General features: G+C 56.5%; 31 protein-coding genes. 20 read left to right on the top strand and 11 right to left on the bottom strand.

The genetic code is table 11. The annotated features are described in order from the left end of the window. Positions 1-57: 57 nt before the first annotated feature. The 11 genes from map (at position 58) to WC600_14050 (ending at position 7,351) form a co-directional block, all read left to right on the top strand. The gene (gene map / locus WC600_14100; protein MFA4903864.1) at positions 58-804 is read left to right on the top strand and encodes a type I methionyl aminopeptidase; all 747 of its coding nucleotides are present in this window, start codon (positions 58-60) and stop codon (positions 802-804) included. 192 nt (positions 805-996) lie between these two features. After that, the gene (infA, locus tag WC600_14095; protein MFA4903863.1) at positions 997-1,215 is read left to right on the top strand and encodes a translation initiation factor IF-1; all 219 of its coding nucleotides are present in this window, start codon (positions 997-999) and stop codon (positions 1,213-1,215) included. Between the two features lie 10 nt (positions 1,216-1,225). Then, the gene (rpmJ, locus tag WC600_14090) at positions 1,226-1,339 is read left to right on the top strand and encodes a 50S ribosomal protein L36 (protein ID MFA4903862.1); all 114 of its coding nucleotides are present in this window, start codon (positions 1,226-1,228) and stop codon (positions 1,337-1,339) included. A 15-nt stretch (positions 1,340-1,354) separates the two neighbouring features. Then, a complete protein-coding gene (gene rpsM, locus WC600_14085; protein MFA4903861.1) occupies positions 1,355-1,729 on the top strand; it encodes a 30S ribosomal protein S13 in 375 nt (124 codons plus the stop codon). Positions 1,730-1,738: 9 nt separating this feature from the next. Next, positions 1,739-2,131, top strand: coding sequence for a 30S ribosomal protein S11 (gene rpsK, locus WC600_14080; GenBank protein MFA4903860.1), 393 nt, complete (start codon positions 1,739-1,741; stop codon positions 2,129-2,131). Between the two features lie 15 nt (positions 2,132-2,146). After that, positions 2,147-2,773: a 30S ribosomal protein S4 gene (gene rpsD / locus WC600_14075; GenBank protein MFA4903859.1), complete on the top strand. Its 627-nt coding sequence runs from the start codon at positions 2,147-2,149 to the stop codon at positions 2,771-2,773. 128 nt (positions 2,774-2,901) lie between these two features. After that, positions 2,902-3,915 (top strand): DNA-directed RNA polymerase subunit alpha, encoded by a 1,014-nt coding sequence (locus WC600_14070; GenBank protein MFA4903858.1) that lies wholly within the window; start codon positions 2,902-2,904, stop codon positions 3,913-3,915. Further along, positions 3,912-4,313 (top strand): 50S ribosomal protein L17, encoded by a 402-nt coding sequence (rplQ, locus tag WC600_14065; protein ID MFA4903857.1) that lies wholly within the window; start codon positions 3,912-3,914, stop codon positions 4,311-4,313. Before WC600_14070 ends, rplQ begins: the two co-directional genes overlap by 4 nt. A 736-nt stretch (positions 4,314-5,049) precedes the next feature. Continuing rightward, positions 5,050-5,610, top strand: a complete 561-nt coding sequence (locus WC600_14060; GenBank protein ID MFA4903856.1) for a C40 family peptidase — start codon at positions 5,050-5,052, stop codon at positions 5,608-5,610. A gap of 419 nt (positions 5,611-6,029) precedes the next feature. Then, positions 6,030-6,998, top strand: a complete 969-nt coding sequence (locus tag WC600_14055; protein ID MFA4903855.1) for an amidoligase family protein — start codon at positions 6,030-6,032, stop codon at positions 6,996-6,998. Next, positions 6,995-7,351: a hypothetical protein gene (locus WC600_14050; GenBank protein ID MFA4903854.1), complete on the top strand. Its 357-nt coding sequence runs from the start codon at positions 6,995-6,997 to the stop codon at positions 7,349-7,351. The genes WC600_14055 and WC600_14050 overlap by 4 nt, the downstream gene beginning before the upstream one ends. Positions 7,352-7,404: 53 nt before the next feature. On the opposite strand, the gene WC600_14045 is transcribed toward WC600_14050, so the two are convergent. From WC600_14045 to WC600_14030, 4 genes are all read right to left on the bottom strand, one after another. Further along, positions 7,405-7,776: a hypothetical protein gene (locus tag WC600_14045; protein ID MFA4903853.1), complete on the bottom strand. Its 372-nt coding sequence runs from the start codon at positions 7,774-7,776 to the stop codon at positions 7,405-7,407. Positions 7,777-7,904: 128 nt separating this feature from the next. Continuing rightward, positions 7,905-8,897, bottom strand: coding sequence for an MBL fold metallo-hydrolase (locus WC600_14040; protein MFA4903852.1), 993 nt, complete (start codon positions 8,895-8,897; stop codon positions 7,905-7,907). A 96-nt stretch (positions 8,898-8,993) separates the two neighbouring features. Beyond that, positions 8,994-9,356 carry a hypothetical protein gene (locus WC600_14035; GenBank protein ID MFA4903851.1) on the bottom strand — a complete coding sequence of 121 codons (363 nt, stop codon included), beginning with the start codon at positions 9,354-9,356 and terminating at the stop codon, positions 8,994-8,996. A gap of 200 nt (positions 9,357-9,556) precedes the next feature. Beyond that, positions 9,557-9,829, bottom strand: coding sequence for a hypothetical protein (locus WC600_14030; GenBank protein MFA4903850.1), 273 nt, complete (start codon positions 9,827-9,829; stop codon positions 9,557-9,559). 295 nt (positions 9,830-10,124) lie between these two features. On the opposite strand from WC600_14030, the gene WC600_14025 reads away from it, so the two are divergent. The 9 genes from WC600_14025 (at position 10,125) to WC600_13985 (ending at position 18,430) form a co-directional block, all read left to right on the top strand. Beyond that, positions 10,125-11,270, top strand: coding sequence for an alanine--glyoxylate aminotransferase family protein (locus tag WC600_14025; protein MFA4903849.1), 1,146 nt, complete (start codon positions 10,125-10,127; stop codon positions 11,268-11,270). Further along, entirely contained in the window at positions 11,267-12,850 is a 1,584-nt protein-coding gene (serA, locus tag WC600_14020) for a phosphoglycerate dehydrogenase (GenBank protein MFA4903848.1), read from the top strand. Before WC600_14025 ends, serA begins: the two co-directional genes overlap by 4 nt. Before the next feature lie 32 nt (positions 12,851-12,882). Continuing rightward, positions 12,883-13,308 carry a DUF1844 domain-containing protein gene (locus tag WC600_14015; protein ID MFA4903847.1) on the top strand — a complete coding sequence of 142 codons (426 nt, stop codon included), beginning with the start codon at positions 12,883-12,885 and terminating at the stop codon, positions 13,306-13,308. Continuing rightward, positions 13,305-14,201: a 4-(cytidine 5'-diphospho)-2-C-methyl-D-erythritol kinase gene (locus WC600_14010; GenBank protein ID MFA4903846.1), complete on the top strand. Its 897-nt coding sequence runs from the start codon at positions 13,305-13,307 to the stop codon at positions 14,199-14,201. The genes WC600_14015 and WC600_14010 overlap by 4 nt, the downstream gene beginning before the upstream one ends. Next, a complete protein-coding gene (locus WC600_14005) occupies positions 14,189-15,124 on the top strand; it encodes a ribose-phosphate pyrophosphokinase (protein MFA4903845.1) in 936 nt (311 codons plus the stop codon). Before WC600_14010 ends, WC600_14005 begins: the two co-directional genes overlap by 13 nt. Before the next feature lie 156 nt (positions 15,125-15,280). Further along, entirely contained in the window at positions 15,281-15,862 is a 582-nt protein-coding gene (gene pth / locus WC600_14000; GenBank protein ID MFA4903844.1) for an aminoacyl-tRNA hydrolase, read from the top strand. A 63-nt stretch (positions 15,863-15,925) separates the two neighbouring features. Further along, complete coding sequence (locus tag WC600_13995) at positions 15,926-16,615, top strand: hypothetical protein (GenBank protein ID MFA4903843.1); 690 nt, start codon at positions 15,926-15,928, stop codon at positions 16,613-16,615. Positions 16,616-16,724: 109 nt separating this feature from the next. Then, positions 16,725-17,213: a hypothetical protein gene (locus WC600_13990; protein ID MFA4903842.1), complete on the top strand. Its 489-nt coding sequence runs from the start codon at positions 16,725-16,727 to the stop codon at positions 17,211-17,213. Positions 17,214-17,380: 167 nt separating this feature from the next. Continuing rightward, a complete protein-coding gene (locus WC600_13985; GenBank protein ID MFA4903841.1) occupies positions 17,381-18,430 on the top strand; it encodes a sigma-54 dependent transcriptional regulator in 1,050 nt (349 codons plus the stop codon). 264 nt (positions 18,431-18,694) lie between these two features. Here WC600_13985 and WC600_13980 read toward each other — a convergent pair whose 3' ends face one another. From WC600_13980 to nuoH, 7 genes are all read right to left on the bottom strand, one after another. Beyond that, positions 18,695-20,110, bottom strand: coding sequence for an NADH-quinone oxidoreductase subunit N (locus WC600_13980; protein MFA4903840.1), 1,416 nt, complete (start codon positions 20,108-20,110; stop codon positions 18,695-18,697). 2 nt (positions 20,111-20,112) lie between these two features. Beyond that, the gene (locus WC600_13975) at positions 20,113-21,585 is read right to left on the bottom strand and encodes an NADH-quinone oxidoreductase subunit M (protein ID MFA4903839.1); all 1,473 of its coding nucleotides are present in this window, start codon (positions 21,583-21,585) and stop codon (positions 20,113-20,115) included. A 1-nt stretch (position 21,586) separates the two neighbouring features. Then, entirely contained in the window at positions 21,587-23,518 is a 1,932-nt protein-coding gene (locus WC600_13970) for an NADH-quinone oxidoreductase subunit L (GenBank protein MFA4903838.1), read from the bottom strand. Between the two features lie 2 nt (positions 23,519-23,520). Continuing rightward, entirely contained in the window at positions 23,521-23,838 is a 318-nt protein-coding gene (gene nuoK / locus WC600_13965) for an NADH-quinone oxidoreductase subunit NuoK (protein MFA4903837.1), read from the bottom strand. 14 nt (positions 23,839-23,852) lie between these two features. Then, the gene (locus tag WC600_13960; GenBank protein MFA4903836.1) at positions 23,853-24,386 is read right to left on the bottom strand and encodes an NADH-quinone oxidoreductase subunit J; all 534 of its coding nucleotides are present in this window, start codon (positions 24,384-24,386) and stop codon (positions 23,853-23,855) included. Then, a complete protein-coding gene (locus tag WC600_13955) occupies positions 24,383-24,988 on the bottom strand; it encodes an NADH-quinone oxidoreductase subunit I (GenBank protein MFA4903835.1) in 606 nt (201 codons plus the stop codon). The genes WC600_13960 and WC600_13955 overlap by 4 nt, the downstream gene beginning before the upstream one ends. A gap of 110 nt (positions 24,989-25,098) precedes the next feature. Next, entirely contained in the window at positions 25,099-26,073 is a 975-nt protein-coding gene (gene nuoH, locus WC600_13950) for an NADH-quinone oxidoreductase subunit NuoH (protein MFA4903834.1), read from the bottom strand. Position 26,074 lies beyond the last annotated feature (1 nt).

Below are 26,074 nucleotides of genomic sequence, written 5' to 3'. Positions count from 1 at the left end.
GCGCCCTGGCGGTCTCGTTCACGGCCGGGGCGCCAAGACGCAGAGGCGCAAGGGTTTATGATCCTGTTAAAGTCCCTGCAGGAGATCGCCAAGATGGAGGTGGCCAACCGCATCGTGGCCGAAGTCCTGGAGGGGGTTAAAGAAAAAGTCAAACCGGGAGTCGAGACCAGGGAATTGGATGAGGCGGCGGAAGAGATGTGCCGCCAGCGCCAGGTGCAGCCGGCCTTCAAAGGCTACCGTGGCTATCCCCGGTCCATCTGCGTCTCGGTGAACGAAGAGGTGGTCCACGGGATTCCCGGGTCTCGCCGGCTAGCGGCCGGGGACTTGGTGAGCCTGGATTTTGGGGTGAAGTACGACGGCTACTATGGGGATGCCGCTATTACGGTGCCGGTGGGGGAAGTAGACCCCAAGGCCCTGGCCCTCATGGAGGCCACGGAAAAATCCCTGTACGCCGGCATCGCCATGGTCAAAGCGGGTAACCGCCTGTCCGACATCTCCCATGCAGTGCAGGAGGTGGTGGAAGGGGCCGGCTTTGGGGTCGTCCGGGAGTTTGTGGGGCACGGTATTGGCCGGTCGCTCCACGAGGACCCGCAGATCCCCAATTATGGGCCGCCGGGGCGGGGGCCGACCCTGCAGGTGGGCATGACCATGGCCATTGAACCCATGACTTCTCTGGGTTCCTGGCGGGTGCGGATTTTGAAGGATGGCTGGACCGCAGTTACGCAGGATGGGTCTTACGCCGCCCATTTTGAACACAGTGTGGCAGTGACGGAGAATGGCGTCTTGATTTTAAGCCGACTCTAATTTATAATTTATTGTTGGGATTCAGAAATTAAGAGAAATGTCTCCTAACCCCCCCTTTTGCACAGGAGGGGAAGAGACGACGATTACTTTAAAATTGCTTCAAACGATAAAGAATGTAAGGCAATTTCGTTTATTGTAAGGAAAAGCGGACAACCAAGAACGCTCCATAAACTCACTATAAAGACACGGTAGATGCCAAAAGAAGATGCCATCGAAGTTGAAGGGACGGTGATCGAGCCTCTTCCCAATGCTATGTTCCGGGTGGAGTTGCCCAATGGTCACAAGGTGCTGGCTCATATTTCCGGGAAGATGCGGATGCACTATATTAAAATTCTCCCGGGAGACAAAGTTATCCTGGAATTGTCGCCTTACGACCTGAGTCGGGGGCGCATCGTCTACCGGGTCAGATAGGACAAAACTTATGAAGGTGAGAGCCTCAGTGAAACGCATGTGCGCCAAGTGTAAGATTATTCGCCGCAAAGGTGTGGTGCGGGTGATCTGCGAAAATCCCAAGCATAAGCAGCGTCAAGGCTAAGGGGGAGGGAAGGAATTGGCCAGAATCTCCGGGATCGATTTACCCCGAAACAAGAGAATCGAGATCGCCCTGACGTATATTTACGGTATCGGGCGCACCACCGCGACGCGGGTGCTGCAGGAAGCCAAGGTTGAACCCAGCACCAAGACGTCCGAGTTGAACGAGGGCGAAATCACCAGCATTCGGCAGGTGATCGACCAAACCTGCAAAGTGGAAGGGGACCTCCGACGCGAAGTCTCCATGAACATTAAGCGCCTCATGGACCTGGGGAGCTACCGGGGGCTCAGGCACCGCCGGAGCCTGCCAGTGAGGGGGCAGCGGACCCATACCAACGCCCGCACCCGTAAAGGCCCGCGTCGCAGCGTCGTGGGCAAACGGAAGAAGGCTTAAGGAGGGGCGATGGCTAAAGCGCAGACACGCACCAAGAAGAAAAAGGAAAAGAAGAATATCCCGGTGGGAGTTGCACACATTAAGGCCACCTTTAACAACACCCTGGTGACCATCACCGATCCCGGGGGTAATGTCATATCCTGGTCCTCGGCGGGGACCCAGGGCTTCAAGGGCTCCCGGAAGGGCACGCCTTTTGCGGCCCAGCTGGCGGCGCAAGATGCGGCCAGGAAGGCCATGGACCACGGCATGCGGAACGTGGATGTCTTTGTCAAAGGGCCGGGCGCGGGCCGGGAAGCAGCGCTCCGTGCCTTGCAGGCCGCGGGCCTGAGCGTCAACCTGATTCGGGATGTCAGCCCCATTCCCCACAATGGCTGCCGCCCCCCCAAACGTCGTCGGGTTTAAGGAGAGGTATCAACAGTGGCTAGATATGTGGGACCAGCATGCCGGCTTTGCCGCCGGGAGGGGATGCAGCTCTATCTCAAAGGGGATCGCTGTTACACGGATAAATGCGCCATCGAGCGGCGTCACTACCCGCCGGGCCAGCATGGCCAGCGCCGGAGCAAAGTTTCCGATTACGGCCTGCAGCTTCGGGAAAAGCAGAAGGTGAAACGGATTTACGGCGTGTTGGAGAAACAGTTCAGCAGCTATTTTGAAAAGGCCGAACGGCAGAAAGGGGTGACCGGGACCAATCTGTTGGTTTTTCTGGAACGGCGTTTGGACAACATCGTCTACCGGTTAGGGTTTGCCAACTCCCGGACCCAGGCCCGGCAATTGGTGCGCCATAACTATGTCATGGTCAACGGCGCCAAGGTGAATTTGCCTTCCTTCCTGGTAAAGACGGGAGATGTGATTCAAGTAACGGAAAAGGGCCGCAGCCTGCCTTTGATCAAAGATGCCATGGAAGCGGTGGCGCGGCGCGGCTGTCCTCCGTGGCTCGAGTTCAACAAGGATGAGGCCCAGGGTCGGGTGGTCATGTTCCCCACGCGGGAAGATATCACCATGCCGATTCAAGAACATCTCATCGTGGAACTTTATTCAAAATAGCATCATGACCCTTTACGTTCCCAGACTCTCCCCCGACCGCACGGTTCGTACGGGAGGCGGACTTCCGGATATGGCCGACAGGCCGCGGAAGCCCGGGACCTAAAAGGTAAGTAGTTCTCTGAGGAGCCATGATTCACAAAAATTGGACCGATATTATTAAGCCCAAACGGCTGGAAGTCGATAGTGAGACCCATAACCGCTTTTATGGCAAGTTTGCCTGCGAGCCCTTGGAGCGTGGTTTCGGCACCACCTTGGGCAACGCCCTGCGGCGGGTTTTGCTTTCCTCCCTGCGGGGATCGGCCATCACTGCGGTCCGCATCAAGGATGTCTATCACGAATTTTCTGCCATCCCCGGGGTAATGCAAGACGTCACCGAGATCCTGCTTAATTTGAAACAGGTGCGTTTGAAGATACTTTCCGAAGGCACCAAGATGCTGCATATTGAGGCCCGCGGCAAAGGGGAGATTAAAGCCGGAGACATCCAGACGGATGGCATGGTGGAAATCCTCAACCCCGAGCATCACATTGCCACCCTTGCGGCGGACGGCGAACTGGTGATGGAGATGACGGTAAAGACGGGCAAGGGTTTTGTGCCCGCCGAGGCCAATAAAGACGAAGACCAAGCCATCGGCTATGTTCCCCTGGACGCCATTTTTTCGCCCATCCGCAAGGTCAATTACGTGGTGACCCAGGCTCGGGTGGGGCAGCGGACGGACTACGACAAGCTGACGCTGGAGGTCTGGACCGACGGCAGTATCACCCCGGAAAATGCCATCGCCTATGCCGCCAAGATTCTTAAAGAACATCTTACCATGTTCATCAACTTCGAAGAGGAACCCCTGGGGGCCGAAGAGAAGTCTTTGGAAGAGCCGCCGACCTTTAACGAGAATCTTTATCGCAGTGTCAATGAACTGGAACTGTCGGTGCGGGCCGCCAACTGTTTGAGGAATGCCAATATCCGCTATATCGGCGAGCTGGTCCAGAAAACCGAGCAGGAGATGTTGAAGACCAAAAATTTTGGCCGCAAATCTCTCAACGAGATCAAAGAGATCTTGGTAGAGATGGGGCTGCACCTGGGCATGAAGCTGGAAAGCTTTACGCCCCCTGATCAGATGCCGGAAAGGAAGGAAGAGGTCGCATGAGACACTTAAAGGCTGGTCGGCGCCTGGGCCGGACTACGGAGCATCGCCAGGCCATGCTTCGGAATTTGGTGACCGCGCTGTTGGAAAGAGAGCGGGTGGAGACTACCCGGGCCAAGGCCAAGGAAGCCCGCATGTGGGCCGAGAAGGTCATTACCCTGGCCAGACGTGGCGACTTGCACGCCCGGCGCCTGACGATGGCGGTGGTGCGCTCCAAGAAGGTAGTGGCTAAGCTCTTCGGGGAGCTCAAGGAGCGTTTCCAGGACCGTCCCGGGGGGTATACCCGGATCATCCATTTGGGAGTCCGGTTGGGCGATGGCGCCGCCATGTCCATTCTCGAGCTGGTGGATCGCCCCGAAACCCTGCCCAAGGTCAAGAAGAAAAAGGCCGCGGAAGGTTAACCCTTTTCCCGTTTTTCTAGTTTCGTTTTTGGTTTTTTTGTCGGGGGGCCGAGGCGTTTGGTAAATCGTCTCTGGCCCCTTTCCCTTGTATCCAGGTCTGCTCCTTACCAGGCCGTTGGTATAAACCTGCCCTGCCTCCAAGCCCGGTTGTTCTCGCTAACCATCATAAACCCTTAGTGATGCGGCTTGATTCAATAAATTATTATCTTCTATAACATGTTAATTATGTTAAACATCTTTGGGTCGGCTCAGATTTGAGGAAAAAAAGGGGTTGACATCTTGTTTTTCATAGACTAAATTGCAGCCAATTGAATAGGTATTTCTACCTAATTTGGTCTAGGCAAAATTACCTACCCTGAAACCTTGAAAGGAATGCTCTCTATCGGACTACTCTGAGCATTGCCGGCCAAATGACCGGAGCTAAAAATGGCTTTTAGTTCCCTCCCGGATTGTCCCATAACAAAGGAGGTTCTGGATGGTGAATCGATTCTTATGGAGTGCGGCAATCACTCTGGCATTAACCTTTTCCCCTAGCCTGGCTTTTTCAACCCCTACCAAAAGCGTCAAAAAGCGATCCACGAAGACAGAGAAGGTCGCTAAGAAAAGTAAATCTAGTAAAAGTTCGAAAAGCTATAGATCCCGCTCCTCGCGGAGTCATTCCGACGAACGCGAAGTGGTTGAATCCTCCATGGTTTCCAGTCCCTCCCGGAGTGGGGTAACGGAGTCGGCTCCGCTGATGAAAGTCACGCCCCAACGGGATGGCAAATTCTTGCTGGAGCCTCTGACCGCCCCCAAAAAGACCCTTACCACCCCGCTGTCGCAGCCGCCCAAGCAGGAAGACAAGATCGATCGTGGGTCTTCGACCTCCCGTGGCTTTAATACGTTTGAACCCTGGGATTTCTCTCAGCTGGTCTTAACCAAGGCTAACGCTTACCGTCACGCCCGCTATGCCAGGGGTGCGTCCTTGGAAACCAGTTCGGCCACAGATTGCTCCGGGTTTGTGCAGTTCATTTACCATGGGTTCAAGATCGACCTGCCTCGCTCCAGTGCCGAACAGGCCCAGGTGGGAAAGGTAGTGACCCGCCAAATGGATTTTTCCAAGCTGCTGCCGGGAGATCTTCTCTTCTTCAATCGGGGTGGCCACATTGGCCATGCCGGCATCTACCTGGGTGAGGGGAAGATGATCCATGCCTCCAACCACCGCTATGGTGTAACCGTTACCAACCTCAGAGAGCCCTACTACGAAGGTACGTTTGCAGTGGCCAAGCGGGTCTTTGAGGTGAAGTACCCTCAATAGAAGATGATCCCGACGGGGTTCTCTCGAATCGCCGTGACGCGCCCACATTAGTTGCTTAGTGAACTGGTCCAGGCCGGTATGCCTCGCCCAAAGTTTAGGGGAGGGGATAAGATCGGGTCACCTGGGCCAGAATAGTTTTGCCAGTTTGTCGGGCCTGGAGCCACGTAATACCTAGGTTCAAGAAGCTATTCGGGTAATCGCAAGCTTTAGCCTGCCCTGCACAGGCGAGACGCCTGTGCCACCATTTGAATGCACACTGGTATAACCGCCTCTGAATGGCCTTCCTGCAGTAACGCTCTCCTCCCAAAGATAGCCGGCAATGAGAGCAATTCCTTGATTTGCCAATTTATTTTGGGTATAAAGAACTATGGCGGGGAAGGCGACACCGGTTTCCTGGAATCATGCGGATCGAGGAGAAGATGGAGGATAGCGCCTCACTTGCCCAAGAGGAAGTGCGTCTGAAAGAGCGCTACCCCATGCTCCGTTATTTTACGGAGCGGCCTTTCGGCGTCGAGATCGAGTTTTTTGGACTGAAGTACAGCCTCTCCGCCGGCGACCGGGAGGTCATCCCCCCTTACAAGATCAAGAACCGCTCCCCCCAGGGGGTTTTGCTCCCCCAGGTCTTTCAGCAGCGGGGCATCATCCTGAACGGGTTTTCTCCCAATGAACCACCGTACGAAGCCTGGTCCTTTGTGACGGACGACTCCGTCAAAGGGGCCGGGGGCGGCGAACTGGTGAGCCCCATTCTCACGGGAGTTCAGGGGCTGATTCGGATCTTTCAAATTTTCAAGCTGCTGCAAGAGTTTCCAGAAATCCAGGTGAATGAAACCTGCGGTTTCCACGTCCACCACGGGGTAGATCCGGCAACCTTCGGCAACCAGGAACTTTTTCAGTTGATGCGGATCGTGGCGATATTTGAGAATTATATCTATCACCTGCTCCCGGAAGAGCGTCGCCAGGCCGAAACCTGCCGGCCCCTGGAAATTGATCTCTATAAGTGGTTTCGGCACAATGGCTCCGAACGGCGGGCGCCTCTGGTGAAAAATCTCTGGTATTCCCCCGAAAACCGGGATGACGCCAAGACCTCGCGGCATCGAAAGCTCCACCCCACCCGCTACCACGGCCTCAACCTGCATTCCTATTGGTATCGGGGGACCGTGGAATTTCGCTATTATCCTTCCGTGCTGGAGCAGCCGGAAGAGCTGATGCAGTGGATTATTTTTACCCAGTTTCTTATGGAATGGGGCGCCGGGCGGCGGCCGGAACTGGAGTATGTCGCCAAGCCCAATAAATGGCTCAATACGTTATATAAGATCTATCTGGGAGCCGGGATGCTGGACCACATCCGGTTTCCCGGCGGACCGGGAGGAAAGAAGATTAAGCTATGAGCACCTCTGGAGTGCAGACCCATGACTTTTTGGTACGGCTGAAGAAGGCCGAGGAGAGCTTGCCGCCCTTGCTGCTGGACTTGGCCGTGGTGATGCAGCGGATGATCGAGGAGATCGCGCAGCCCCAATTGAAAGACATCGAGGCCTTGCAGGCAGAATTGCGCCAGTTGATCGGCGATCCCCAGCGCCTCCGGGATATTTGCGGCAGCGAGGGCCAGCTTTGCGGCCAGTGCCCCTTTGGGGCGTATCTGCCTTCCGGCTTCCCCTATGCATCGGAGCAGAAGGCCCTGTGCCTGCCCTGGATCGTTATCGTGCATCCGCAGCCTGGTGTCACCCCTGCTGCACGTCAATGAAGCAAGAGTTCAACGTTCAAAGTTCGAAGTTCAAGGTTAATGCAGCGTTGATTTTAAGCCGGCAAGACGACCGTGATTCCCAAAAAGGTGGAGAGCTCCTGGAGCGTCGGCGAGGCCGGGTCCTGCGGGAGGTCCCAGAGCACGAGGAGCATGGCCCCCATGACGCCGTCACCCCAAGAGCAACTGCATTTAACGGTGGGTTCCATGCGCGGGGTTCCCAGGATTTCGGTGAGGCGGGCAATGAAGGCCCGCCCCTGGGTAGAGGCGGGCACGTTTAAAGAGGCCTGGTCACGGTACAGGGTGAGGGAGAATTCTACGGGGTCGTCGCCGGGGGGAGAATCATCCCCGCGGGCGTGGCCTTCAACCATAGCCACTTTGCGGCGCTGCTCCAGGTTATCGATGGCAATGTGCCAGTTTTGAGGCACCGGGGTTCCCACCTATCTCGTTTTTCGTTCTTGGTTTTTCGTTTTTCGTTTTCCGGTGGATTTCTATTTTGGTCTTTAAAACTGTTATATATTAACCAAAAACGAAAAATGAGAAACGAACAACGGTATCAGACCAACTCTTTTAAGCGGGCGGCAAAGCCCGGAAGCTTAAAGGCTTCATCCACCCGACCTAACCCCAGCAGGGCAAAGCCTTTGCCCGTATTGGCCTCATCCAGATCCGGCGCCACCTTCAGAATCTTATCAAAGATCTCCAGAGCCTCGTCATAGTGCTGGAGCTCAGTTAAGGTCGTGGCTTTGTAGACCAGGGCCTCCATATTGGCGGGGTCCTGCATCAAGGTCATGTTGTAGCATTCCAGCGCCTTTTCCGGCCGGCCTGCTTCGCCCAGCATCTTGGCTGCATCCAGATAGGGCTGGCGGGGATCTTCTTCTTTGCCCTTACGGGTTTCAATGTAAGCGTTGAGCACGTGGTCGCTGCCGTCGGAGAAGGCCGGCATACCGTGTCCGGGGAGAAGAAAATCCACCGGATAGGGTACCAGGCGGGCCAGGGAAGCTATTTGCTGGTCCATATCGCCCAGTTGCTTATCGGCATCCGCCAGGATATTTTCGGTGGCGCTGCTGGGGAACACCGTATCCCCGGAAAAAAGGATGCGGTTATGGTGCTCGTAAAGACAGATGTCACCCTTGGTATGACCGGGAGTAGGGATAACCTCCAGGAGATGGGGCCCCACCTGGATGCGCTCACCCCCCCGTAACATCACCACCTGGTCGACGCGGCCGGCTTTCTCCATGATCTGCATAAAGGGCACATTGCGAAAATTGATATAGGGGAGGGTATCCATGTGGGCGTAGACCTTAGGGTTAGACCAGTCAAAGAGCTCACCCATCCCGCCCACGTGATCGAAGTGACAGTGAGTGATGAACAGGTTTTGCAAAAGAGAAATATCGAACTCCTGGCTCATCTCATGGAGCATGCCGTAGAAGTTACCGGCATCGATGAGGGTGCGGCCCTCATCCAGGACGTAGACATTGCAGCTCATGCCGGCTTCTTCCACCCACCAGATACCTTCCAGCTTGGGGTCGTAGTCTCCCAGATGGATCATTAATCCTCCTGATGCTGTTCTATCTTACGTAAAGACACATTGAGGGTTTTTATCTCACGCAAAAGCGCAAGGGGCAGAGGCGCAAAGAAAATGATGTCAATCGACCAGGGATTGCCCCAGGATGTCGCTCATGCGGCGGATCATTTCCTCCCGCCCGGCTGTAGGAAAACGCCAGTCTACCAGGAGCAAGGCGCCTTCTTCTTCGTCCTGGCGGCCGCCGACCTGAATCCGGGGCGGCTCCACCGGCTGGCCCAGCCGGGTGTAAAGGTACTCCAGCAGGCGTTCGCCATCGAAGTCCCGGCTCACTTCCAGAGAGAGATGATCCGGACCCATCACGGCGTAAAAGAAGAGAGGATCGTGATAGGGCCGCTCATAAGGGGGAGTGGCGTGACCTTCGAGAATGAGTCGGTGACGGCGGGCTTCCCGACGCAGGATGCGAAATTTCCAGGATTCAGGCACAGTTGCGGTCCTCGGCAGGGTTGTCAGGATTGTACCCGGTTTAGGCCAGGAAGTCAAACGCCTGAGCCTGTCAGAAGAGCAGGGGTTTGCTTAAATTTTACCGGCAGGTGTTGGGTATGGATGAGGGCCAGGCATGGCGAAGTTGGAGGGCGGATCAAAGTAAACAAACCACGGTCTGCGAGTCAGACCCTTACGCTCGGCTATTCTATGCGGATAGACACATAACAGATGGTGAGGTCCTCTTCCGCACCCGGCTCCTCCAGGGTCGGGAAGGGCAGGTGACTTAAGGAGTCGTGCTTGGCATAAGAGTGCGCCCCGATAGCAGCCTGGATTTCCCGGGCAGTCTTTTCCCTGACCTGGTCGTGCTGCTCCCGCCGTTTTTCGAGATAGAGTTGGATTATCCCCAGAGCCACCACCATGATCAGGGCTCCAAGCAGACAACCAACCATGAGGCCGATTTGGAACTTAGACATAGATAAACCTTATTTGGTATTAAAATACTTAAAGCAAATTATATGCCATAGCAAAAGTCTTATAAAATCAGGCTTATTTGGGAAAGCCTCAAGAAATTATGTAAGACTTTTGAAACAATATGAAAATTATGTCCACAAATTGAATGAGAGCGGACTTGTCATCTGTGCTTTGCTTCACAAATCATCGGGCCGGAGGCTTGACAGTGGGGGGAATTCCAAATAAAATTATTAATTCCACAGGCTTCTTACAAATTCCCATCGCTGCATGGCGAGGTCGTAAGGTAAGGAAGAAACGATGAAAATGTATCTCATGACCCCGGGACCGACTCCTGTCGCTCCGGAAACTCAGCTGGCTATGGCGCAGCCCATCATTCACCACCGTTCGCCCCAATTTATGGAAATCCTGGGCGAAGTGAGGGAAGGGCTGAAATACCTGTTCCAAACGGAGCAGGAAGTGTTGATCTTTACCGCCACCGGCACCGGCGCCATGGAAGGGGCGGTAGCCAACACCCTGTCGGCGGGGGATACCGCCTTAGTGATAGACGGTGGTAAATTCGGCGAACGCTGGACCGAATTGTGTAATGTCTATGGGGTCAAGGTGAATCGCCTCCCCGTGGAATGGGGCCATGCAGTGGACCCCAAGGCCGTGGCCAAGATCCTGGATGCCAACCCGGAGATCAAGGCGGTCTTGGTCCAGGCCAATGAAACCTCCACCGGCGTACAGCACCCGGTGAAAGAACTGGCCGCGGTGACCAAAAGCCGTCCGGGCACCATTTTAGTCGTTGACGCTATTTCGGCCCTGGGCGGCTATGCGCTCCCCATGGACGAATGGGGCATCGACGTGCTGGTGGCCGGGTCGCAGAAGGCCATGATGCTGCCTCCGGGCCTGGCTTTCGCGGCGTTGAGCCCCAAGGCCTGGGAGTTCGTCAAGAAATCCACCCTGCCCAAATATTATTTCGATTTTACCAAGCAGCTCAAATCCCAGGGGAAGAACCAGACACCCTACACTTCGCCGGTATCCCTGGTGTTGGGCTTGCAGGAAGTCCTGGCCAAGATTCGGAAGCTCGGGCTGGAAAAGATCTATGCCCATAACCGGCGGCTGTCCAAAGCCACCAAGGCGGCCATGGCGGCCATGGGGCTCGCCCTTTACTCCAAGGATAATCCTTCGGATGTCTTGACTGCGGTTGAGACTCCGGCCGGGGTGGACGGCCAAAAAGTGGTGAGCGAGTTGCGGAAGCAAGGCATCTGGATCGCGGGCGGCCAGGCCCAAGCCAAGGGCAAGATCATCCGGATCGCCCACATGGGCTTTATCGACACCGTAGATCTCCTGGGAACCCTCGGCGGCCTGGAAATGGTCCTCAATGGGTTGGGCTATAAGGTCGAGCCTGGCGTGGGGATTAAGGCCGCGCAAGAGATTTTGATCAAGGAGGCGGGGGCATGAAAGTCCTGATCAGCGATAACTTACACCAGGCCGGGATTGATATCCTCAAGTCCCATCCCAATATTGACGTGGTGGCCAAGCCGGGTATGAAACCGGAGGAGCTGCTGGCCGAAATTAAGGATGCCGACGCCCTGGTCATCCGGAGCGCCACCAAGGTCACCGCGGATCTCATAGCCGCCTCGCCTCGCTTGAAGGTGGTGGGCCGCGCCGGCACCGGGCTGGATAACGTGGACATCCCCGCTGCCTCCAAACGCGGCATCGTGGTGATGAACACACCCGGGGGCAACACCATCACTACAGCGGAGCATGCCTTGTCGCTCATGATGGCCATGGCCCGGAACATTCCCCAGGCAGCTATTTCCATGCGGGAAGGCAAATGGGAGAAAAAGAAGTTCCAGGGCACCGAACTATTCAATAAGACCTTGGGGATCATCGGCATGGGGCGCATCGGCACCGTGGTGGCCGAACGGGCTCTGGGCCTGCGGATGCGGGTCCTGTGCTACGACCCCTTCATCACCAAGGAATTGGCGGCCAAGATCGGGGCGGAACTGGTCTCTTTAGATGAGCTCCTGGCCCGTTCCGACTTCATCACCATCCACACCCCGAAGACCAAGGACACAGCCAAGCTTTTGAGCAAAGAAGCCATCATGAAGATGAAGCCCGGGGTGCGCCTGATCAACTGCGCCCGGGGCGGTCTCATCGATGAGGTAGCTCTTCTGGAAGCCTTAAAAAACGGTAAGGTGGCCGCTGCCGCCCTGGACGTTTACGAGACCGAACCGCCCCCGGCCGACTGGCCCCTGCGGGAGCTGCCCAATGTGGTCTGCACCCCGCACCTGGGCGCCTCAACCGAAGAGGCCCAGGCCAATGTGGCGGTGGCCGTGTGCGAGCAGATTTTGGAACTGCTCCTCTACGGCACCATCAAGAACGCGGTGAACGCCCCGTCCGTGTCCCAGGAAGCCATGGCCCAACTCAAGCCCTATCTCACGCTGGCCGAGGCGTTGGGCGCGTTTCAGGCGCAGATCTCCGAAGGTCCCGTCACCGCGGTGGCCATTGCCTATGTGGGCGAAGTGGCCCAGTTGGATACCAAGCCTTTAACCCATTCCATCCTGAAGGGCCTGCTCTACCCGGTGGTGGGCGATGAAGTGAATTACGTCAACGCCCCGGCCATGGCGGCCTCCCGGGGTATCCACATCAGCGAAGAAAAGGCGGACGCCACAGAGGATTTCTCCACGTTGATCCGCTTGACCGTCAAGGCCGGCAATGAGGAAAACGTAGTGGCCGGCACCATCTTCGGAAAATACGAGCCGCGCCTGGTGCGGATCAATAAATTCCGGATGGAGGTCGTCCCCGAGGGGCATATGCTGTTCATTTATAATACCGACCGCCCCGGGGTGATCGGGGCCATCGGCACCACCATCGGCAAGCACAGCATCAACATTGCCCGGATGACCGTGGGCCAGGAGAAGGAGCGGGGTCAGAATATTATACTGCTCGCCACCGACACTCCCGTGACCCCGGAATGTCTCGCCGATCTTCGGGCCCTGGAGCATGTGGCCATGGCCTATCAGTTGGAGCTCTAGAGTATAGGGGCAGGCGCTCGCCGGAGGCAAGCATGGGTGAACCCGAAGATAAAGGTTATACCGTCGAGGACCGGCGTTATCTCCATCTGAGCGAGGAAGAGAAGGCTAAAGCCCGGGAACAGGCGGCCAAGGACGCGGCGGCTGAGGAGGCCTTTCAGGAGGCTTCCCAGAAAGCCGCGTCTGAGGCTGGTAAAACCGAAGAGGAACAGCTCCTGCCGGAAATAACCTTCCCTTCCTTCATCTTCTCTTTAAGTTCTACCGCGTTCATCAGTCTGGGCGCGATTCCGGACCCCGAAACCGGGAAGCCGGAAAAAAATCTCCCCCTGGCCAAACAGACCATCGACCTGTTGGGCCTGCTTCGGGAAAAGACCAAGAACAACCTGACCCCGGAGGAAGACCACCTCCTCGATCATCTGCTCCATGATTTGCGGATGGCGTATGTCCGGGAGGTAGGCTGATTACGGGCTCCGGCGGGGACACGGCCCGGCTGCTGTGCCCCGCCAAAGTCAATCTTTATCTCAGGGTAGTAGGTCGCCGTGCCGACGGTTACCATGAATTGGTGACCGTGATGCAGCCCCTGACCCTGGCCGACGAACTGACCGTCACCCTGGGTGGCGAAGGCATCAGGTTGGTATGCGACGCGCCGGATCTGCCCTGCGGGCCAGAGAACCTGGTGTGGCGCGCCGCGTTGCGGTTTCAAGAGGAGACGGGGCGGCAGCAGGGAGTGCTGCTTAACCTCGCCAAGCGAATTCCCGTGGCCGCGGGCCTGGGAGGTGGGAGCAGCGACGCGGCCGGAACCCTGATGGCCTTGAATGATTTGGCAGGTTCGCCCCTTACCCAGGCTCGTCTCCACCATCTGGCCAGCCTTTTGGGGGCTGATGTGCCGTTTTTTCTCAATCGGGAACCGTCAGTGGGGCGTGGCATCGGCACCCAACTCAGCCCCGTGCCCTTGCTCCCTTATTGGTATCTGCTGGCCAACCCGGGGGTCCCCTTATCCACCCGTTGGGTCTATGAAAATCTCGATCTTGCCGGTCTGCCGGACCCGCCGCGCACAGAGACCTGGGACCCTGCGCGGCCGGAGACCTGGGTGCGGAACGATCTGGGTGCGGTGGCTCTAAAGCGCTTTCCTGAACTGGGGGCGTTCTTGGATGACCTTAAGAACGCGGGAGCCTGGACCCAGGGCATTTCCGGGAGCGGGCCCACCCTCTTTGGGCTATTTGTAAGCAAGGAGTCGGCCCAGCAGGCGGGCTTGAAGCTGCGGCGGAGCTTTAAGGGCTGGCTGGCCATAGCCCGGGGCCTCACCGGCCCGGAACCCCAAACCACGTGGGAGAACGACGCATGGACGATCTGATAATCTTTGCCGGTAATGCCAATCGTCCCCTGGCGGAAAAGATCTGCCGGCATCTCGAGATACCACTGGGGGATGCTGCGGTGGGGACCTTCTCCGACGGGGAAATTTCCGTGGAGTTCCATGAAAATGTGCGAGGCAAGGATGTCTATGTCGTGCAACCCACCTCCATGCCCTGTAACGAACATCTGCTTGAACTGCTCATCATGTGTGACGCCCTGAAAAGGGCTTCGGCTCGCTGCATCACGGCGGTGGTCACCTATTACGCCTATGCCCGCCAGGACCGCAAGACCGCGCCCCGGACCCCCATTTCCGCCAAGCTGGTGGCCGATCTCATCACCACCGCCGGGGCTAACCGCATGCTCACCATGGACCTACACACCGGGCAGATTCAGGGCTTTTTCAATATTCCGGTGGATCATCTCTATGCGGCTCCCATAACCCTGGACTATATCCGGGAGAATTTCGGCGGGGACCTGGTGGTGGTGTCGCCTGATGCCGGAGGTGTGGAGCGGGCCCGGGCCTTTGCCAAGCGCCTGAATACCTCTTTAGCCATCATTGATAAACGCCGGGACGCTACGGCCATCAAGGCCATGACCCTCATCGGCAATGTTTGGGGCAAGGAGGCCATCATCCTGGATGATATGGTCACCACCGGCGCCACGCTGACCATGGCCGCGGAGCTCTTGATGCGCCACGGAGTGCGCAAAGTCCATGCCTGTGTCACCCACCCGGTCATGTCCCGCAACGCGGTCAGCAATCTGCAGGGGTCCATGATCCAGACCCTGGCGGTCACCGATACCATTCCTCTCACCCCCGAGGCCGCGAGCCTGGAGAAGATCCGGGTCCTGTCCGTGGCTCCTCTCCTGGGGGAGGCTATCAAGCGGATTCACAACCAGGATTCGGTGAGTTCGCTATTTGTGTGAGATAGCTGTCAGCTATCAGCTATCAGCGGTCAGCTTTTTAAAATCGGTAATTCATCATATTCTTGGTGTTCTAAGGCCATTCCGGTTGATAATCATTCGAGGTGGAGAATCTCGCGTTTTTCAGCAGTAGCTGACTGCTGACCGCTGAAGGCTTCTATGCGATTACTGGTGGGATTGGGGAACCCCGGCCGGGAGTACGCCTGGACCAAACACAATTTGGGTTTCCAGGTGGTGGCCTATCTGTCGGAACTCTGGGGCATACCGCTCAACCGCACCGGTCATGCGGCGCTCTGGGGGCGGGGCCGGGTGGGGCAGGACACGGTTATCCTGGCGCAGCCCACCACCTATATGAATCTCAGCGGTCAGGCGGTATCCCGCCTCCTGTCTTATTTCAAGCTCACTCCCGAGGATTTGGTGGTCATCCATGACGATCTGGATGTGCCGCCCTGGCGCCTCAAGTTGGTGGAGCGCGGCGGTCCCGGTGGCCATAAGGGAGTTTTGGATATCATTGCCACACTCCACACCGAAGAGTTTCTCCGGGTGAAAATGGGTATTGGCCGGCCGCCTGTCCGGATGCCCACGGAAAGATATGTGCTCTGTCCCTTCCCGGCCGCGGATGCGGAAAACGTGGCGGGGTTTATAGAACGGACGGCCCAGGCGGTGGCGACCTTGCTGGCGGAAGGGTTGGCTGCGGCCCAAAATCGCTTTCATGGGGAGGCGGCTAATTCAGGAGAATAGCAGCCTATTTTCTGGTGGCATAGGCGTCTCGCCTGTGCTTATGGATTATAAAAAGAGGGTTTGTTGCAAAAATTAGAAATTCAATTCTTCATGGGAATTGACGTCCAGATAAAAAGAGGATGTCCTTTTTTAATATTGGATAACAAAGCATCATGTCTCTCTTCGGGTTGGTTAAACGGAGATTCAAACAATGAAATCTGTAAAGATTTAATCCGAGTAATTAATGAATTTGAAAAAAAAGGAATTGAAAATTTAGCTATTGGAATTGATTCCCCCAGAATTCCCCTTTCATCTCCAAGGCATCATTACTGGGATGGTAATAGAGGACATTGGAGATCAAGGAGAATGGGAGAGAAGGGTTATGGCAGGCATTGCGAGGTTATCCTTAAAGCCTTAAATCTTGCTAATCCACAATGGACTCCAACGGGGGAAAATTGTCCTGAATGGATGCAATTAGGCTTTAGCTTGTTTGATTGTTTGAGAAAAAGAGAAGGGGTGTTTGAAGTATTTCCTTCAGCTTCGTACTCTATTTTAAAAGGCCGTTCTACTCCTAAAGTAACTATTGATTTTTCTAATTTTGTTCCAGGCCCTAAGGATATGATTGATGCTTGTGTATCTGCAATTACTGTACTTGAATTTATAAAGGGGCGTGGCTGTGAGGTTGGGGGAGGAGATGATCTCGGGAAGATTATTTTGCCAGGCCTATTAGGAGTCGGAGACACACATCCTGTTTTCAGGTGGCCTGATAAATAATCGGAGTCTTAAAGCTTGACCTGCACAGGCGAGACGCCTGTGCCACCGATTCTTTGCAACTTGTCGGTTCAGTTCTGGGATCATTTGATGGTCAAGGAGGAATTGAAGTATGCCGCCCAGAAAGGATGATGACGACCGAGAGCGGCCCAGTTGGCGGGAGATCGATCAACGGCGGGACGGCTCCCGGCATCGGGCCCCGGCCGCGCCCCGGGTCCCGAAAAAACAGGCCGAGAAGGTCCGCAAACAGGTCCTGGCCCAGGCCGAGGCCTTGTTCAAAGGGAAACGCGCCCGGCCCGAATATCAAACCGACTTGAAGAAGTTGGAAGCCAGCCACGGTGGCAAGAAATTTGCGGGGCTGGCAAAAATTTTTCTGGAGGATTATGGCTTGCCGGAAGAGTGGGGTGCCCTGACTCGGTTGCTGGATTACCCTGACGCTGCCGTGGTGGTGGACGTGCTCCAGGCCATGGCGGACCAGGTGGAAAAGCGCAGCCGGGTAGAGCAACAGGGTTTTAAAGGTAAATTGCAAATTTTGGCCTTAACCGGAGCGCATGCGGACATAAGGCGGGTGGCTGAAGAAATTCTGAATAGATTTAATTAAATAATTAATAATATTGACTACTTCTAAGGGAAACCGGAAGTGTAATTTAGGAATCTCCTAATTTCCATTAATATTAATCTATGCTGTTATAATAACTATAATAATATATTTAATTATACTCATACTTTATTTAGGTTTATTGACGGCGGCACAGGAGGTGCTCCCACATGATCAGGATTGATCACCGTGTGGTTCAGGGGGACGGCGATGCGGCGGATCCTCCAATTTCCGAATTAACCAAAATCATCACCGCAGACCCTCATTTGATCGAAATTCTGGATAGGCTGCCTACTTACGCCGAGGCGGATTTACCTATTCTCATCACGGGAGAGCCTGGCACCGGCAAGGAACTGGTGGCTCGGGCCATTTGCGCGCTAGGGCCGGTCCGGCGCAAGACCTGCCAGCGTCTGAACTGCGCCGCCCTGACGGAGTCTTTAGCGTGCAGCGAGCTCTTTGGGCACGTGCAGGGGGCCTTTACGGACGCCCGCCAGGCCCGGCCAGGTAGGTTCAAGTTGGCCCATGGCGGGAACCTGTTCTTGGATGAGATCGGAGACCTGCCCTTATCTATCCAACCCCGGCTCCTCCGGGCAGTGGAGCAGGGCGAGATCGAGCCGGTGGGGGGAGACGGCCCGGTGATGGTGGATGTGCGCCTGATTGCTGCTACCAACCAGGACTTGCCCCGGCTAATTTCCCAGGGTCGCTTCCGTCAGGACCTATACGACCGGCTGGCAGTGCTGGCCATCCACCTGCCCCCTTTACGCGAACGCCTCGACGACATTCCTAAGCTTACCGACCATTTCGCCCGGGAGACGAGTCAACGCTTCGGCCGGGGTGAGCTGAAATTCGTCTACGGAGCCCGGAGCCGCCTGCAAAAACATGCCTGGCCAGGTAATGTGCGGGAACTCAAGAACGTGGTCACCCGGGCGGTGTTATTTAGTAAAGATGGAGTAGTGAGGGCCGAAGATCTGTCTTTTGCGCCGCAGCCGACCAGGGCGCCGAAAATGCCCCAGGCTGAGTCGGAGGGTGTCTTGGCGGCGCGACCGTCACCGGTTCGCTTGAAGGAGCTCCTCGAGGCTGAGAGGGGAAATATTTGCGCGGTATCGCGCCGCCTGCAGGTCTGCAGCAAGACGGTGTACCGTTGGCTCAGGAGCCATGAGATTGACCTGATGCACATCAGGGGCGCAGCGGTATTTGAGTCAGGACTGCGGGCCGGGTAGGGGAGGTGATTCAGTTATCAGTGGCCAGTGGTCAGTAGCCAGTTTTGTAGCAATAATTATAATGGCATCAATAAGTTAAATATCTGGAGGTGGCACGCTTGAAAGGGCACATGAGTTAAGCTCATTTTCTGTGGTGCACAGACCAAAAAAAACCGCCTTTCCGGATAGAAGGCGGTTTTTGGCTTTATTGGGACCCCTCACCCTAACCCTCTCCCACAAGGGGAGAAGGGAAAGAAGGAAAGAGCTTTTGGCAATCGCTATAACTTACAAGACCATTTTGGCGGCGGCCTTGGCCAGTTCCACGATGCGGTCCGGGAAGAAGCCGAAGCCGATGATGATGGCCGCCAGGGCATAGTTGAGCACCTTCATGGGCAGGGCCAGCTGGATAACCGGCAGGCCCGGATCATCGATATAATAGGCGGCGTAGATCACTTTCAAATAGTAATAAAGGGATATCGTTCCGTTAACCGCGGCGATCAACACCAGCCAGAAATAGCCGGAGTTCATGGCTGAAGTGAAGATGAGCAGTTTGCCGGTAAAACCGATGGACGGCGGCACGCCCGCCAGGGCAAAGATCCCCAAAATCAGGCTCATGGAAAGCACAGGGCTGCGGCGGTAGAGTCCGGCCAGTTCGGCGATTTTCAGATCCCGGCCGTCGGTGGCTACTTCCGAGAGCACCATGAACACGGTGAAGTTCATCACCAAGTAGGCCAGGGCATAATAGATCGCGCCGATGTAGCCCGCCTCGGTGATGGTGAGGACGCCAATCAGGAAGACCCCGCCATGGGCGATGGAGGAGTAGGCCAACATACGCTTGAAGTCTTTCTGGACGATGGCCACCAGGTTGCCCAGGGTCATGGAGAGGACGGAGAGGATGACCAGGGCGACGGTGAAGTTATAGCCGGCGGCCGTGCCGAGAACCGCCAGGCGCAGCAACAGGGCCACTGCGGCGGCTTTGGAGGCGGTGGCGATGAACGTCACGACTTGATTAGCCGCACCCTGGTAGACGTCCGGAGCCCAGAAGTGGAACGGGAACACGGAGAGCTTGAAGAAGAAGCCCGCCATGGCCAGGAGCAGCCCGATGATGCCGATGGGGCTGTGCATCAGTTGGGTCATCTTGGGCAGGATATCGACGAGATAAGTAGAGCCCGTGGCGCCGAAGATGTAGCTCAAGCCGAAGAGCATGAAGCCCGAAGACACCGCGCCGATGAAGAGATACTTGATGCCCGCTTCGACATCAATCCCGTCACCCCGCCTGAGCGGCACCAGAATGTACAGGGAATAGGAGGAAAGCTCCAGGGCCACATAGATGGTGAGGAGTTCAACCGACGACACCAGCATCATCATGCCGATGGTGGTGGTAGTGAGAAAGAGGTAGAATTCCGCCTGGTAGCGTTCCTCGATCTGGGCCAGGTTGTGGGAGATGGTCAAGACCAAAAAGAGACCCAGGGCCAGGGCGAACTTGAAGATCTGGCTGAATAGGTCCACCCGGTAGGCCTTGAAGAACAGGTCGCCTTGTTGGAACAGGCAGTAGCCGGTCACCACAACGCCGATGCCTGACAAGGCCAAGGCGATCTGGTAGTCCAACTGCACCTGCACCTGGCGCCTCAAAGTGAGGCAAAAGAACACCAGGGCCATGCCCAGATAATAGAGTTCCGGTCCGAAAAGCATCATGTTCATGGTTACATTCCCTGGAGAAACGGTATGACCGAGGATTTAATCATGCTTACCATCAGCTGCGGGAAGAACCCGAAAAGGAGCAGGGTGCCGATGAGGATCATCCGGGGCAGCGCCAGGAAGGGACTGACGTCTTCAAAGTGCACGAATTTCGGATTTGGTTCGTTAAAGAAGGTGCTCTGGACTACCCGAAGCGCGAACAGGGCGCCCACCACCAGAGCGGCGATGGCGAGCAGGCCCGCGATGGGGAAGACCTTGACGGTGGCGATGAAGACCAGCAGCTCGGCCCAGAAACTGGCCATTCCCGGCACACCGGCGCCACACAGGGCCGCGGTGATGAAGAAGGCCGAAGCCACGGGCATGATCTTGGAGAAGCCCCCCAGTTGATGAATATCCCGGGTGTGGGTGCGATCATAAATGTAGCCCACCGAGGAGAAGAAAAGGGCCGTCATGATGCCGTGGGCGAACATCTGGAAGACCGAGCCGTTGAGACCGTCCACCGTGCCGGTGGCCAATCCCAGGCAGACGATGCCCATGTGGGAGACTGAAGAATAACCGATGACGTATTTAAGATCGGTTTGGGCCAGGCCCACGAAGACGCCGTAGACGATGCCGGCAGTGGCCAAAAGCATCATGAGGTTGGCCCAGTATTGGAAGCCCGCGGGCAGCAGAAACATGGCTACTCGGAGGATGGCAAAGGAGCCCAGTTTCATCAACACGCCCGCATGGAGCATGGATACCGAGGTGGGCGCAGCCACGTGGCCAACGGGCGACCATGTGTGGAGCGGCCAGACTGCCGCCAGGACCCCGAACCCGAAGAACAGGAGGATGAAGGCGACCTTTTGGACCCAGGGGGTGAAGTGGGCCTGGTGCAGCAGAAGCATGTTGAAGGTGTTGAGCCCGGAACTGGCGTAGAGCAGCAGGATGCCGGGGATAATGAGACCACTGCCGGCCATGAGGTACAAGGTCAGCTTCATGGCGGCGTATTCTTTGCGGGTGGAGCCCCAGACCAGGATGAGGATGTACATGGGCACCACGGCGATCTCATAGAACAGGAAGAAGAAGAACAGGTCATAAGACATGAACACGCCGAAGACCCCGGTCACCAGCGCCATCATCCAGATGAAGTATTCTTTGGGGCGGTTCTCCAGTTCCCACATGGTGAGACAGCCGGTGAAGATGACGATCCCGGTGAGGAGGAGCATCGGGGCATTCAAGCCTTCGACGCCCACGAAGTAGGTGATGCCGAAGGTTTTGACCCACTCGTACTTCTCGACGAACTGGAGGCCGCCTAAGGTCTTGTCATAGGCGACAAAGATGAAGATGGCCAGGGCCAGGGAAATACCCCCCGCCACCACGGACACTGCCCGGATGAGGAACTTCTGCTCGTTTTTCAGGCACAGAAGGATGAGCAGGCCCACAAAGGGGGACAGGAGCATACAGCTCAGATACGGGAAGGAAGCAGCATGTTCGGTCATATCAGCGGCCCATCATGAGATAGATCCCGACGCCAGCCAGGACCAGTACCATAAACAGCAGGTTGTATTGTAAGAACGCGGTTTGAATGAAGGACAGAATCCGGCCGCTGCCCACCGTGGAGAAAGCCACCGCGTCCACGCCGCCGTCAACTACCCGCCGGTCGTTGTAAGTGAATATCTTGGAAAAGGTGCCATAAATGATGCGGTTCAAGAACCAGCGCCAGAAGTGGTCCATATACCACTTTTCAATGAAGAAGGTTTGCAGGGCCGGCATTTTGCTGATAAAGCCCACACACTTGGCGTCTTTCATACCCCAATCGACCCAGGCCATCGCGATGCCGCTGACGGCGCAGCCCACCGCGGCCACCAGGAGGAAGTAATCCATGGCGTGATGATGCACTTCGCCTAAGAGCAGCTTCTGCAAGTAGTCATGGCAGAAGCCCAGGATCAGGGTGAAGAAGGCGAGCACCAAAAGGGGGAAGACCATGACCCAGGGAACGCCGTGGGATTCATCGTGGCCGTGTCCATGGCCGCCATGGGCCTCGTCTTCTACATGGACGATATGGCCGGGGACCTGGCTATAGGCCTGGGGTGACTTGGGAAAGAGCATAACGAAGATCACCCGGAAGGAGTAGTACGCGGTCAGGAAGGCCCCGAAGAGGCCCAGGACGAGCCAGAGCTTGTTGTCCAGCGCCCCCAGGGTCCCCAAGATGGCCTCTTTACTGAAGAAGCCGGCAAAGGGGAAGATTCCGGCCAGGGCCAGCGCGGCAATGGTGATGCAGGCCATGGGTATATAGAGCTTGCGTCCGCCGTTGGTGGCCATGGTAAAGAAGTCGTTGGTGCCGAAATGGTGGATGAAAACACCGGAGCACAAGAACAGGAGGGCCTTAAAAGCCGCATGCGTGGTCAGGTGATAGTAGCCGGCGAACAGGGTGCCGGAGGCCAAAGCCGCGGCCGCAAGCCCCATGGCCATGAAGCCAAGCTGACTGATGGTGGAATAGGCCCAGACCTGCTTGATGTCGGTCGCCACCAAGGCGATGGTGGATGACAGGAGCAGGGTCAGAGTGGAGATGGCCAGGATCACGGTCATGGTGGTGGCGGAGGCCGCAAAGAACGGGAAGATCCTGGTCAGGAGGTAGACGCCCGCGGCCACCATGGTAGCGGAGTGCAGCAAGGCGGAAACCGGGGTGGGACCTTCCATGGCGTCAGGCAGCCAGACGTGCAGCGGGAACTGGGCGCTTTTTCCCATGATGCCGCAGAAGATCAGCAGGCCGGAGGTGGTGAGGAGCCAGGGCGGCATCTTCTGGGCCACCGCCGCGGCATTCACCGTGGCGATATCCAGGCTGCCATAGAAAAGGGTGAGGAAGACCAGGCCCATGAAAAAGCCGATGTCCCCGAAGCGGGTAACCACAAAGGCCTTCTTGCCGGCTTCCGAGGCGGAGAATTTTTCGTACCAGAAGCCGATGAGGAGATATGAGGCCAGACCCACCAGTTCCCAGGCGATGTACAACTGCAACAGGCCGCTTGAAATCACCAGGGTAAGCATGGCCAGGGCGAAGAGGGACAGGTCGGCGTAAAACCGCCCGAAGCCCGGGTCGCCGTTCATGTAGCCGATGGAGTAGATCTGCACCAGCCAACTGATGGTGGCCACGATCACGAACATCACCAGGCTGGTGGGGTCAAGCAAGAACCCGAAAGGCACCTTGACGATGTCGGAAACCAGCCAGTCGAAGTTATAGACGATGGGTGCGTGCCCCCCCAGCTTGAAGAAAAAGGTCCAGGCGATGATCACGGGGATGGTGCTGGCGATCAAGGAGATGGCCAGCGACAGCTTGGCATTATCCCGGGTAAAGATCATGATCAGGGCAAAGGCCGACAACGGCAACAGCACCGTCAGGAAACAACCCAGAAGAATCGGATCCCACGAGCACATAATCAACCCCTAAGCTCGGTGGCTTGTTCAACGTTGATGGTTTTCAACTTCCGGTACACGGCCACGATGATGCTCAAGGCGATGGCCGCTTCGGCGGCGGCCACGGCCATGATGAACAGGGTGATGACCTGTCCCACGGCGGGGTGGGGCGCCAGGAAGCGGTTGAAGGCCATGAAATTGATGCTGGCGGCGTTTAAGATCAGCTCCACGGAGATGAGGATGGCGATCAACGAACGCCTGGCCAGAACACCGTAGAGACCGATGGCAAAAAGCACCAGGGCCAGATAGAGGTAAGTCTGCAATTGATTAAACAGCAGCATCTCAAACCCTCGAGTTAAGGTTTACCGCGGCCGCCCCGGGCTGTGACGATGGCGCCCAGCATGGCCACCAGCAGCAGCAGGGAGACTAATTCAAAGATTAAGGCGTAATTGGTAAGCAGGTAATGACCGATGGTGGTGACGGACCAGTCGTTGCTGCGTTCGGCAGCCGCGGTCCAGGTGGTTTTTTTCAATAACAGGCCCAGGAAGACGAAGACCGCGCCCGCGCCCACCGCGGCGCCCAGAACTTTGATCTTGTTCCGGGGCGGACCGGGCAGATACAGGGGCTCGGAGAGCATGATGGCGAAACAGATGGCGATGCAGATAGCCCCCACATAGATGAGGATTTCCATCAGCGCCACAAAGGGACTGTTGAGAAACAGGAAGATACCGGACACACCGAAGAGTGACAGGCACAGGCCCAGGACATTGTGGAAGATGTTCCTGGCTCCCACTGCAATGAGGGCGCCCAGGATGGTGACACCGATCACCATCACAAAGGCCGCGGTGGCCGCAGTCTGGGGCGTGATCAAAGCGCTTAAGAAGCTCATTCTTTGACCTCCTTTTCCGCTTTGGCGGAGGCCTCTTTTGCCTTAGCCTCGGCTTTGGCCTTGGCTTCTTTTTCTTTGGCTTCCTTGGCGAGAGCCTCAGCCGCCACCGCCGCCTCAATGTCCGCAGCCGTGGGAACCGGCGTCACGGCCACCCCGGCGGCCTTTTGCCGCTTTTGCAGCAAGGTCAGATGGTCGATGACACAGTCTTCCCGCTGGTAGCCCGCCAAACGATAGACCTTAGAGAACTCCAGGGCCGTGGTGGGGCAGACTTCGACGCAGAGACCGCAGAGACTGCAATACTGATGCTCGTGGATGTATTTGGTGGCCCGCTTCTGCTTCTCACCCGGAAACTTGGTCCCTTCCACTGTGATCAACTGGGACGGGCAGATACGGGAGCACATTTCGCAGGCGATGCACCGATGCGTCTGGGTCTCGGGGTCGAGGATAAACTGGGGATAGCCCCGGTAATTCGGGGACATCTGGATCTTTGCCCTCGGATACTGGACGGTGACGATGGGTTTGACAAAATAGCGGATGGTGACCGCCATGCCCGCCAGCAGACTCCAAAAACCCACCGCAATTTCTTTGAAGTAACTCATCATCGCTTAGTAACCTTTATTCCGGCAGCTAGACTGGTTGCCAAAGTTTGTTCTTATGCACCCCTCACTGACCTTTTCCCTCAGGGGGCGAGGGAAATAAAGGCAAGCCCGCCTCATCTGAGTTTTAGTACAAAGGCGGTTATGAGTAGATTGACAAAGGCCAGAGGAATCAAAATCTTCCAGGCGAAGGTGATCAACTGGTCGAACCGCACCCGGGGAAAGGTCCAGCGGAACCACATGAACATGAAGACCAGGGCATAGACCTTGATCAGGAACCAAACCGGGCCGGGAAGAATCGGCCCATGCCAACCGCCCAGGAAGAGCACGGTGGCTACGGCCGCGGCGATGAACAAGTTGGTGTATTCCGCCAGGAAGAAGAGGGCGAACCGCATCCCGCTATATTCGGTATGGAAGCCGGCCACCAGTTCCGATTCGGCTTCCGGCAGGTCGAAAGGCGCCCGGTTGGTCTCGGCGGTGGCGCAGATGATATAGAGGATAAAGGCCAGGGGCTGCATCACGATGAACCAGGTGCCGCTCTGGGCCGCAACGATGTCGGAGAGCTTGAACGAACCCACCATGAGGATGATGCTCATGACGGTGACCAGCAGAGGGATTTCGTAGGCCACGTTCTGGGCGACCGACCTGATGGCGCCGAAGACCGAGTACTTATTGTTGGATGACCAGCCGGCCATGAGAATGGCCAGGACAGACAGGGTGGAGAAAGCCAGGATCAGAACGATGCCCACGTTCATGTCCCGGATGATCATGGTTTCAGAAAAGGGAATGACCAGAAAGGAGAGCAACACCGGCAGGAAGACCACGATGGGGGCCAGCCAATAGATCGGCTTGTCCACTTCCTCCGGGGTGATAAGCTCCTTACCCATGAGCTTGAGGGCATCCGCCAGAGACTGGAGGACGCCGTGGGGACCCACTTCCATGGGACCGGGGCGGAGCTGCATATGAGCCGAAACTTTCCGCTCCACCCAGATGAGAAACAAGGCGTTCACCGAGACCAGGGTGATGACCCCGATCAGACCCACGATCAACCGGGCCTCTGCACTACCCAAGAATTGCGCCGCTCGTTCCATA

The organism is Desulfobaccales bacterium (assembly GCA_041648175.1).
Taxonomy (GTDB): domain Bacteria; phylum Desulfobacterota; class Desulfobaccia; order Desulfobaccales; family 0-14-0-80-60-11; genus 0-14-0-80-60-11.
Note: the sequence above shows the minus strand (reverse complement) of the source record. Positions and strands in the feature narration are given on the sequence as shown.